General features: G+C 51.7%; 4 protein-coding genes and 4 pseudogenes. 5 read left to right on the plus strand and 3 right to left on the minus strand.

The window, feature by feature from the left end; translation table 11 throughout:
* Positions 1 to 747: 747 nt before the first annotated feature.
* Both BUC32_RS19580 and BUC32_RS19585 read left to right on the plus strand, forming a co-directional pair.
* Positions 748 to 1,806 carry a hypothetical protein gene (locus tag BUC32_RS19580; RefSeq protein WP_083599434.1) on the plus strand — a complete coding sequence of 353 codons (1,059 nt, stop codon included), beginning with the start codon at positions 748 to 750 and terminating at the stop codon, positions 1,804 to 1,806.
* A 51-nt stretch (positions 1,807 to 1,857) separates the two neighbouring features.
* The gene (locus tag BUC32_RS19585; RefSeq protein WP_073257220.1) at positions 1,858 to 2,811 is read left to right on the plus strand and encodes a lysylphosphatidylglycerol synthase transmembrane domain-containing protein; all 954 of its coding nucleotides are present in this window, start codon (positions 1,858 to 1,860) and stop codon (positions 2,809 to 2,811) included.
* A gap of 1,575 nt (positions 2,812 to 4,386) precedes the next feature.
* On the opposite strand, the gene BUC32_RS20845 is transcribed toward BUC32_RS19585, so the two are convergent.
* Positions 4,387 to 5,406 (minus strand): glycosyltransferase family 2 protein, encoded by a 1,020-nt coding sequence (locus BUC32_RS20845; RefSeq protein WP_073257226.1) that lies wholly within the window; start codon positions 5,404 to 5,406, stop codon positions 4,387 to 4,389.
* Positions 5,403 to 6,287: a class I SAM-dependent methyltransferase gene (locus BUC32_RS19600; RefSeq protein ID WP_175556980.1), complete on the minus strand. Its 885-nt coding sequence runs from the start codon at positions 6,285 to 6,287 to the stop codon at positions 5,403 to 5,405. The genes BUC32_RS20845 and BUC32_RS19600 overlap by 4 nt, the downstream gene beginning before the upstream one ends.
* Before the next feature lie 357 nt (positions 6,288 to 6,644).
* Between BUC32_RS19600 and BUC32_RS21320 the strand changes: the two are divergent.
* The 3 pseudogenes from BUC32_RS21320 to BUC32_RS19615 form a co-directional block, all read left to right on the plus strand.
* Positions 6,645 to 7,082: pseudogene (locus BUC32_RS21320) on the plus strand (tyrosine-type recombinase/integrase); the annotation flags it as partial.
* Positions 7,080 to 7,916, plus strand: a pseudogene (locus BUC32_RS19610) (Mu transposase domain-containing protein); the annotation flags it as partial. The pseudogenes BUC32_RS21320 and BUC32_RS19610, both read left to right, overlap by 3 nt.
* Positions 7,913 to 8,356 (plus strand): annotated as a pseudogene (locus BUC32_RS19615) (ATP-binding protein); the annotation flags it as partial. The pseudogenes BUC32_RS19610 and BUC32_RS19615, both read left to right, overlap by 4 nt.
* Here BUC32_RS19615 and BUC32_RS21325 read toward each other — a convergent pair.
* Positions 8,348 to 8,433, minus strand: a pseudogene (locus BUC32_RS21325) (IS200/IS605 family transposase); the annotation flags it as partial. The pseudogenes BUC32_RS19615 and BUC32_RS21325 overlap by 9 nt on opposite strands.

Consider the following 8,433-nt stretch of genomic DNA (forward strand, 5'->3'; position numbering starts at 1 on the left):
GTTGAAGGAAAACAGAGGCATAGCCATGCGCTCGTGCAAGACAGACCAGAGCTTTACGGCATTCATCTCGATTGCGGCAGCAATCATTCAAACCCAGTAAACGTCAACAGCCCCTAGCTACCGGTTGCTGCCTTTGAGGATGAATCTATGGGGTGTCAGAAATTGACACACAGTTCGGCCCCAAAACACTCAAATGTAGGGATCGTGGGACCATTGCAAAAGTGCCTGTCTCTGTTTTGGGGACACAACAAGTCTCCCGGCCAGCAATTCGCGCGGATTTGTCCGGCATGTCGGGCAAAGTTGCGCCGCCTTCGTTCGTTTTAGAGAATGGGTGCCGTAGCCGCTGGGATCGAGACCGATCGCGGTTATCCAATCACGGACGAGCCAAGTATATTGTCGGGTGGCCAGGTGAAGCCAGTCGGGGAACCGACTTGGCAACTGGCAAGTCCTCCCGTGCAAGCCAGGGCGGCAAATCTAATCCCAGTTGGAACCACGCCTATTTTTAGTTGCCTCAAACTTCACAGATCGGTTGGTCTTGCTTTGGATCACGGTGACGAGATCGCGAGCCCTATCAAAGAACAATATTTGTCGATAATTGCTCACAAAGGCTCGTTCATCGTGAACAAGATCGTGACTAGCTTGCAACATTGGCCTATTGAGTGGTCAGACGCCTGACATAATATCTTGGATGGACCTGCGGGGCCTAAGTACGATATCGTAAAATGGAATATTCGCGAGGCAGTGACAATGGTTGATATCAAAGCCCTCGACAGGTCATACTCGGATCTTCCTTGGATTCGTAATGCTCAGTTCGATACCTGGTTCATTTTTGGGCTGTTGACATTGTCCTGCGCTACAGCGCTAGTCATCCTAATTGAGCCTTCGCTATTCTATCCAATTCTTGTCCTCGACTTGTGGTTTTTGGGCTATCACCATGTTATCGCGACCTTCACACGGCTCTGCTTTGACAAACAGAGTTTTGCCGAAAACAGGTTTCTGGTGATCGGATTGTTGCCAATCGTTGTGATCGCCACCTTAGCCGTGGTTTGGATCGCTGGGATATGGGTAATTGTAAGCATTTATTTTTATTGGCAGTGGTGGCATTATACACGCCAAAGTTGGGGAGTGTCGCGGGCGTACCGTGGCAAAGACGCACAAGCGAAATTTCAAGATGGCTGGATAGACCAAGCTATTTTCTACTCCATTCCGGTCTTCGGGATAGTAAGCAGGTCATCAGAGCAACACAGCACGTTCATCGGACTGGAGCTTTGGTCGTTCCCGGTTCCACCTGAAGTGTCCACAGTATCTGGGTACATTGCATTCGCCCTATTCGCATATTGGCTTGCGACACGTATTTGGGCGGCATTTGAAGGGCGTCTGGCGGTTGTACATACAATGTACATGCTGACTCACTTTGCAATCTTCTACCTTGCCTACGTCGCTTCTAAGGACATCACACTGGGCTGGTTGATGATCAACATCTGGCATAACGCCCAGTACATTTTGTTTGTTTGGATGTTCAACAACAAGCGATTCAGTACAGGCATCGACCCAGACGCGAGATTTCTGTCATATATTTCGCAATCCGGTCGAATGTGGCTTTATTTGTTGTCCTGTATCGCGATCACTGGGGTAGTCTACTGGGGGTTCTTGCGTGTGATCGACTGGCTTTTCTTTGCGGGGTTGTCGGCGACTATCGTTCTTTACCAAATTGTCAATTTCCACCACTATATGGTCGACAGCAAGATCTGGAAAATGCGCAAACCCAAAATTCAAGAGATTCTGGACTTAAATTCCGGCGGTTGATCCAGTGACAAAGCAGCAGCTTGTTTCAAAAGATGTACCATACAAAGCTGAATGGCAGTTTTGGCGGCCTTTGTTCTTTTTGGGCTGGCGATGACACAGCAATCGAGCAAACCGCTAACGCGTGCTTGGCTTCGTGCAGCGTTACGCTTGGCCGGTTTATTCGGTTTTTTTTTCTTAGTGTTGTCGCTGGTTGATCTCACACTGGTTTGGACCCACTTGCAATCAGTCTCCGGTGAGACCATCGCATCGATGATTGCACTGCACTTCCTGATTGTTTCTTTGCTCTCTTGGCGATTTGCCATTATCTCTCGTTCGTCGGGTGCACAGATCAATATGGTGGAGGCATGCCGACTCACGTTTGCCTCGACGCTTGCGAACATGCTGTTGCCGACCTCGCTAGCGGGAGACGCAGGGAGGGTGTGGTTGGTGCACCGCTATGGTTTGACCTTCAAAGCAGCGATAGGCGTCGGTGTTTTTGACCGTGTCATAGGGTTGGCCTCTCTTGGTGTCATTGTCTTTGTTGGCGCTACAGCCGAGCCGTCAATCGTTCCCATATCAGTCGTTGTTGTTATCTGCCTTCTCTGTTTTATTGTTGCAGGAGTGGTTGTTTTTCAATGGAACCCGATGCAAATTTCTAAAGACTCGCCAAGAATTTATCCAACTCAACGTCTAAGAACTATCAGCACGTCGGTGGTCCTCTCATTGGCGAGCCACCTCTTTTCAATCGCAATTGCATATTTGTTTCTAAAAGATCAGGGGATATCGTTCAGTAGCGCCCAACTTCTTGTTTTGTTTCCCGCAGTGCTGTTTGCGGCGTCAGTCCCAATCTCGATCGGTGGATGGGGCACTCGCGAATTGGCTGCTACTGCCGCCTTTTCGACGATAGGTTTGCCTGCACCTATTGCAGTCGCGATGGCGGCTCTGTTTGGGCTAACGCAAGTTGTCGCATCCGCTTTTGGCACTGCATTGTTAGTAGTGCTTAATCGCAGCAGTCTTGCCCGATGAAAGGCACACGCAATCATGCGAGTGCGGCCCTGATCGGTCTACTTTGCGTGTCGGCAATTATGATCAACTACCATGATCAATTTTGGTGGCCCGTTGACGAGGGTATTTACGCTTACGTCGCTCAGCGGGCGAATGCGGGAGATGTCATCCATCGCGACTTTATTGATCTGCACGCTGGATATGGAAATCTCCTAAACGCGCTCGCGTTTCGCGTGTTTGGCGAAGATCTATTGAGCTTACGATACCCGTTGATCGCGTTCACCGTCTTGCAATGCATCATTACTTTTGTTTTGCTTAAAGACAGTGGAGCCGCAGTTGCACTTGTGGGTGTAATAGTTGTTGCTGCCTTTTCTTTTGTGCAGTTTCCCAATCCCAGCGCAAACTGGCACGCGCTTGTTTTCTTTTTCTGTCTATGCCTGTGTTTGGAAAAAATTCCTCGTGGATCATTTGCTCGATTACTGTTGGCCGGGACACTTGTTGGGCTGTGTTTTTTCACAAGGCAGTTGAGTGGCGTGTTTCTCGCCCTAGGGTTGGTTTGTGTCCTTTTGGCGGAAGCGCCTCGGGAAAAGGAGGAGCCGCGGGCACCAGCCATTCTGATTGGCGGCGTTTCAATTGTCGGACTATCGGTTTACCTGGCATCTAAACAGCATTTGTTCGGGTTGATCTGGGGTGGAATCTGGCCGCTGGGTCTGTTGATGTTAGCGACTCTGCGCGCGCGAACATCGTGGTCTTATGTTGGCCAGACAGTGGGTCTTGTGACATTAGGCTTTGGTTTGGCTGGATTGCCGCTCGTACTATGGGCTTTGTCAAACGGGGCGTTTTCATATTGGGCGTCCGACATTTTCTTGACTGCTATGATGATCAATGGTCAGGACTTCATATCGCAAGCCAGCTTTCTGACTATTCTTCAAATGGCGTGGCAAAACATAATTTCCCCCACGGGGTTTGTGTCAACTGAGTCTGGCATCGCGTGGGTTTTTCTAATCCTGTCCGTTCCAGCGTTGGGGATTAAAACAAACAGTTATTTCTACCGATTTGGATCGGTTCGCCCCGTAACGATAATGGCCGTATTTTGGGCTATTGGTGCACTTCACTATCAAATCTTAATCTACCTTCTATTCGCTCTACCTGCAGTTCTCATTGGGCTTTTGGTCATGCAGCCAACCAGAATTGTGATGGCGACGCTGATTGTGGTGTCCGGTTGGGCGCTTGTGTTTCAGGCAGGCCAACCACTTGAACGGGGGGTATCCGGTGTCGTGGCTGGCAACAGGAGCGTAGGCAATATCGCCGCTGACATCCCGCGCGTAAGTCTTCAAATTTCACCGAGTGACGCCGCGCTTTATCGCCAAGTCATTGAGATCATCGAGACCACCGCCATATCTAACGAGCAACTCATGACCATCCCCATGGAGCCAGAACTTAACTTCATTACAGGGCGAAAAAGCCCTGTGCGATACTACGGTACGCCTCTGGGATTGCGTACTGAAAGTGACGTTCGCGATACTATTGCGGCTCTTGATGCCGCCGCGCCGCTTTTCGTGATCAATCGGCGCAACGACAAATACCTGACACGTCTCAGCGCACAACTTCTTGAGTTGGTGAAGGCACGCTCTGAGGATCCGGTTCGGATTGGGCCGTTTGATTTCTATCGTTATCAGGCAAGCCTTGCCGAAACTGCGTCTGCTCCCGAACAATAAAATCTGGACGACGCTTTACCTCGTCATAGATTTTGGCAACATAGATTCCAATAATGCCTAATCCAGTCATCAGAATTGATCCAACGATGATCAGCAATAGTATGACAGTGGTAAAGCCCGGCACAGCATTTGCAGTCAGCCAGAGCGAAAAGGTGCGCACGCTTAAAAACAGCGCCATCAACCCGAATCCAGCGCCCAGAAATGTCATTAAATGCATCGGAGTGGTGCTGAATGAAACTATGGAATCCAAGGCCAACCTTAGCAATTTTGTCGATGACCAGTTGCTGTTTCCAACCTTTCGGGGGGCAACATCAAACAAGACTGTTTTTTGCTCAAAGCCCACCCATGCAACCAATCCACGATAAAACCGTTCGCGTTCGGGCAAGGCAATCAGGCAATCAACCACTTCCCGATCAAGCAATTTGAAGTCGGCTGCGTTTCCGATATCTATGCCAGCCAGCCAGTGAAACAGTTTGAAATAGCACCTCGTCAATCCAGCTTTGATAAGCCCTTCATTCTCACGGGTTTGCTTTACAGTATTGACTACTTTTGCACCTGACTTCCACAGCTTGAACATTTCGGGGATCAGTTCTGGCGGATGCTGAAGGTCGGCGTCGATGGAGACTACGACGTCTCCATTCGCAGTTTTGAGGCCTGCCGTGATCGCCGCCTCCTTGCCGAAATTTCGCGACAGGCGAACACCTCTCACGGATGGTTGGGTTGCGGTCAGATTTTCAATTACCTGCCATGTCGCATCCGTGGAACCGTCATCGACAACAATATACTCCACCGCACATAACGCATCCGCGTGACTGCGAATGGTGTTAACTGCTTCGACTAACCCCATAGCTTCTTGGTAGGCAGGTATGATAATCGAAAGCAGTGGCTCGGGTTTCATATGTTGACTCGTTTTTTCGCCTGAAAACTGATGGTAGTCGCTGGCAACGTAACATCAACTCCGTCAGTCCAAAGTGGGCCCTTGATGCCAAATTTTGAAAGTACCAGCGACAAGGGAAATACATGTGGGTATGGCACATTGCCTGTCACCTCCAATCCGGCCCGCCGAAAGAGATCTGGCAGGGTTTTTTGATCGAAGAACGATACATGTTCCGGGTATTTGAACGACGGCCATCGACGCCCCATGATCCGGCGATAAAGGCTGCCCATATGGGGCGCGGCAAGAATAATGCTACCGCCTGGCTTTAGCCGTCGGGCCAGGGTTTCGACAAAGGCAACGGGTTCATAAATATGTTCGATGACATGTGTTGCGACGATGCAGTCAAATGCCGGGACATCGTCAATCTCTTCAATGTCGTTATATATTCTTGCGCCAGTGAGACTGGCTGCCTGCTTTGCCGCCTTGTCAGACAGTTCAACGCCTGCCAGGCTTTCAAAATAGCTATTTGCTTCGTCCAGCAAATATCCAGGTCCACAACCAACTTCCAGAAAGGCCCCGCCTGTGGCAGCTTTCGCGTCGATCGTTTTCAAAAATTTTCGGAAAGTTGCTCGAAGACTGCGTTCTTGGACCGAATAGTCTTCGTACCCAGACTCACCGTGGCCGCCCGCGAAATATGCGTCGCTATGATAAAATTGCTGCGCGTCTTCCTCCGCAAGGCGTGGGCTCAAAAACCACAAAGCGCATGAACTGCAGCGCTTGATTTTAAACGGAATCTGTTCATATCGAGTCGCTTCGGATTCAGCCCTTCCACACATCGGACAAGCGCACTCTTCTACGTACCATTCTGCTGAAACAAACGAGTTTCCCGTCACATCATTCATCCACTTTGCCTCATGCAGTGACCCAATTTTGGAACCAGTCTCTTTTCCAAACATTATAGCTATGTTTGTCTTTCCGCGTCTACATAGGTGTTTTCGACTACTTGAGTGTACTCTGTCCCGCATGATTTTGCTTGTCATCGTGAGTTCCACTGCGGCCAACCCAACAGAAACGTAGCACCGCGCATTTGAAGCTCAACATAGATTGGAAGATATGTCGGCTTCGGGCTCAAGGACTAAGCCGCTCTCGCAGCATGGGCGCTTGTTTCTGATGTATCGCGCCCAGCTGAATGGATCGGATTTTGCGATGTGACAGACCTGCCTGACGATTGAGGTTTCTCAATTGGACAGGAGGTTCCCATGACACAGGAGAAGATGAGCCCGCTGCGTGCGCGGATGATCGAAGATATGCGTATTCGCGGGTTGGCGGAGACGACGCAGAAAGCCCACATCCGGGCGGTCAAGCAATTCACGGCGTTTTTGGGACGGTCACCGGATTCCGCAACACCGGACGACTTGCGCGCCTATCAGCTTCACATGACGGATACCGAGGTCACACCTTCGGTCTACAACGCCCGGGTCGCTGCGCTGCGATTCTTCTTCGGCATGACCTGCGACCGGGAGGATATGAAGAAGTACATACAGTTCCGGACCGAACCGCGGAAGCTGCCGATTGCGCTGAGCTTCGAGGAGGTCTCTGCGGTTCTGGCCTCGGCACCTGGCCCCGGTCTCAAGTATCGGGCGGCGCTCGGCATCGGCTATGGTGCCGGGCTACGAGCATCTGAAGTAACCAACCTGATCGGTGACCGTTATGGTCGCCCCGGCAAGGGGAATGATAAAGGCAAGGTCGAAGGACTGGTTGGCTACGGTCGGCGCAACTTTATGGTGCCGATGCCCTGCTTTGCTGATTGGGATGCGTTCAACGGTTACCTTGAAGAACAATGCCACAAACGGCAGGCGGATGTTCTGCGTGGGCACAAGGTCAGCATCGGAGAACGGCTGCAAGCCGACCTGGCCGCGATGCGAGATTTGCCTTCGGCACCCTTTGAGGCCTGCGATCTGCAAAGTGGCCAAGTGACATCTACATCGGTGGTACGTTATCGCAGCAACGATTACTCAGTGCCGGTTGCCTATGGTCATCGTGAGGTCTGGATCAAAGGCTTCGTGGGTCGTGTCGTCATCGGCTGCGCCGCCGAAGTGATCGCGGATCACCCTCGCTCCTATGACACAGGCGACATGGTGTTTGACCCGGTGCATTACCTGGTGCTGATCGAGCGCAAGATCATGGCCTTCGATCAAGCAGCGCCCCTGCAAGACTGGGATCTGCCTGACGCGTTCACGACGTTGCAGCGTTTGTTGGAAGCCCGACAGGGCAAGGCTGGCAAGCGGGAATATGTGCAGGTTCTTCGTTTGCTGGAACGCTTTGATCTGAATGTACTACATCTGGCAATCAAAGGCGCACTGCAGATGAGGGCCGTCAGCTTTGATGCCATCAAACATCTCCTGCTATGCCGCATCGAGAGGCGGCCACCCCGGCTGGATCTGGATATCTATCCGTTCTTGCCCAGAACCAACATCGCCACAACCTCCGCCGCATCCTACATGAGCTTGCTGGCGGGAGGTGAAGCATGACTGATGCACCAGAGTTGTTGTTGGCCCACCACCTAAAGACCCTGCGCCTGCTTACGTTCCTGCGTGAGCATGACAAGCAGGCCCGCATCTGCGCCGCCGAGGGCGTGGACCATGTGCGCTATCTGGCCCGGCTGACGGAACTGGAGTTGATCGACCGGGAACGGCGCATGGTCGAGCGCCGGATCAAGTCTGCAAAGTTCCCGGCCGTCAAAAGCCTCGATAGCTTCGACTTCAAGGCCATCCCCAGTCTCAACAAGATGATGGTGCTGGAACTGGCCCGCTGTGAATGGATCGAGCGCCAGGAAAACGTCATCGCACTTGGGCCGTCAGGCATTGGCAAGACCCACGTCGCTCTCGGGCTGGGCCTTGCGGCTTGTCAAAAGGGGCTGCCGGTGGCCTTTGTAACTGCGGCAGCATTGGTCAGTGAAAGACTACCGGCGGGTGCCGGTAGCATCATTTGGCGGAATGTAATTCCAGGTACTGCATGATGATATCGTCGGTCACGTTTCCCGATGTG

Source organism: Shimia gijangensis, assembly GCF_900142085.1.
GTDB lineage: Bacteria > Pseudomonadota > Alphaproteobacteria > Rhodobacterales > Rhodobacteraceae > Shimia > Shimia gijangensis.

Bases quoted from the DNA above. Each gene is read 5' to 3' on its own strand.
- BUC32_RS19580 (WP_083599434.1), top strand. From the start codon at position 748: ATGGTTGATATCAAAGCCCTCGACAGGTCATACTCGGATCTTCCTTGG.
- BUC32_RS19585 (WP_073257220.1), top strand. From the start codon at position 1,858: ATGGCAGTTTTGGCGGCCTTTGTTCTTTTTGGGCTGGCGATGACACAG.
- BUC32_RS20845 (WP_073257226.1), bottom strand. From the start codon at position 5,406: ATGAAACCCGAGCCACTGCTTTCGATTATCATACCTGCCTACCAAGAA.
- BUC32_RS19600 (WP_175556980.1), bottom strand. From the start codon at position 6,287: ATGAATGATGTGACGGGAAACTCGTTTGTTTCAGCAGAATGGTACGTA.